Raw genomic sequence first — 1,918 nt, forward strand, 5'->3', positions numbered from 1 at the left:
GCCCGCCCGCCGCGCGGCCACGATCACGTGGGGCGACGGCGCCGCGCCCCTGCTGGAGGAGCTGGTCGCGGGCCGGACCCGCGGCCCCCTCTTCCTGGCCGACCGCAGGCCCGCCCCCGCCCGGACGCCGGACCCGGCCGACCTGTGCCCCGAGACCGGCAGACGCCGCCTGTCCTACGAACGCGCCGAGTACCTGTTCAAGAAGGCCTCGGGCGGCTTCACCCTGCACCAGCTCGCAGCGTCCGTACGCCGCTCGGCACCAGCACCACGCACAGCAACGCGGTGACCGCCACCGCGCCGGTGAGGTCGAGAACGCCCAGCCGTCCTGCTGTCCCGCGGTGGGCGCGAAGCATTCGGGACGCTGCGATGGTGGCCGGCCCGACGACCAGGCCCGCTCCTCACGATGAGTAATCGGCGGACGTGGCCGGCGCCCGGATCGCGGCAGATCCGCATGGGTCAGATGTGTAGGCCTGCACGAGAACGATCCTGAGCCGATGGCCCGCCGGTGAGGGCTCAGCCGTTTCGTCCGGCGAGCGGCGTGCGTCGCGGATCAATGGCTCCAGCTCCAGGCCGGTACCGATATGGCGCTCCAACCCCGCAAGCCCTATTCTCACCCATCGTGAAGCCCCTCAAGATCGCGGCACTCGCCTGCGCCCTCCTCACCCCCTTGACCGTCACGGCGGCCGCGCACGCCTCGGCGTATCCCGTGAAGGACCCCGTGCTCGTCAAGAACGCGTTGTACCAGGCCGGGCCGCTGCCCACCACGACCTGTGACAACCTGCCGGACGAGCCCACGACGCCCGCCGAGGCCCGTACCTACATCAACGAGGCCCTGCGCTGCCTGGAGAACACGTGGGGACCGCACCTGCAGAAGGCCGGCCTGCCCTACGAGCCGGTCAAGGTGCGGTACGTGACCCGCCTGCCCAAGAACTACTGCGGGTCCGAGGACGGCGAGACAATCCAGTCGTCCGAGGTGTGGTATTGCGACTGGGACCGCACGCTGTCCTTCAAGATCGGCAAGTACTGGCTCCTCGGGCCAATCACCGGCCTCGATCTCTTCGACACGATCGCCGGCACGTACAGCTACCACGTGCAGAAGCTCGCCGGTCTCTACGACGCCGGCGAGAACCTCAGAGCCGCCAGCAAAGCCGAGCACCTGGAGCAGGGGCGGCGCCTGTACCAGCAGGCCGACTGCCTGGGCGCGGCCTTCACCAAGAGCGTCTGGCCGCTGCCTGGCAAGACCGAGCAGGACTGGGAGAAGGCCGCGTCGTCCTTCTACCGCGACTCCGCCGAGTACGGCAAGGCCGCCAACCGCAAGCGGTGGGTCAAGGCCGGTTTCCGCACCGCCGACCCGGCCTCCTGCAACACCTGGGCGGCAGCCTCGTCCAAGGTCTCCTGACGCGATCGACCCCGGGCCGGCCGCCGCAGGGGCGGGTGACGTCGGCACGGTGATCAGCCGGGTGCTCACCCCCCATGGCATCCGCGTGGCGATCCGCTACCCCGAGCGGGACGCCACCACCGCCGACCTGCCCATGACCGGCCGTTCCCCGCGCGGCCTCGACCAGGGCCGGCTCGTCCTCCAGCAGTTGCGCCGGTCAGCCGAACCGCAGGACGAACCGCCCGCGAACGCCGCGCCGTTCGAGCGAGCGATGCGTCTCGGCGGCTCGGGAGGCCGGCAGTTCGCCGGCCACGCGGACGGTGAGCCGTCCCTCACCGGCGAGTTCGGCGAGCCGGTCGAGCTCGGCCGCGGCCTCGGCGTAGTCGCGGACGAAGATCGGGGCGACGCGGACCCGGCCGGTCCCGTCGCCCCGGTAACCGCGGACGGTGACGACGGTGCCGCCGTCCTTGACGGCAGGCAGCACGGCGGCCTCCAGCACGGCGGCGTCGACGAGCCCGTCCACGCCGCCCGGGTGGTGAC

2 protein-coding genes and 1 pseudogene are annotated in these 1,918 nt (G+C 71.8%); 2 read left to right on the plus strand and 1 reads right to left on the minus strand.

Features of this window, described 5'->3' with window-relative positions; genetic code table 11:
* A pseudogene (locus ACWCSD_RS52095) lies at nucleotides 1-286 on the plus strand (tyrosine-type recombinase/integrase); the annotation flags it as partial.
* Between the two features lie 333 nt (nucleotides 287-619).
* Nucleotides 620-1,399, plus strand: coding sequence for a hypothetical protein (locus ACWCSD_RS52100; RefSeq protein WP_449927264.1), 780 nt, complete (start codon nucleotides 620-622; stop codon nucleotides 1,397-1,399).
* A 196-nt stretch (nucleotides 1,400-1,595) separates the two neighbouring features.
* On the opposite strand, the gene ACWCSD_RS52105 is transcribed toward ACWCSD_RS52100, so the two are convergent.
* A partial coding sequence (locus ACWCSD_RS52105) for a zinc-binding dehydrogenase (protein ID WP_449927266.1) occupies nucleotides 1,596-1,918 on the minus strand: 323 nt, incomplete at its 5' end.

This window comes from Nonomuraea sp. NPDC001684 (genome assembly GCF_053596515.1).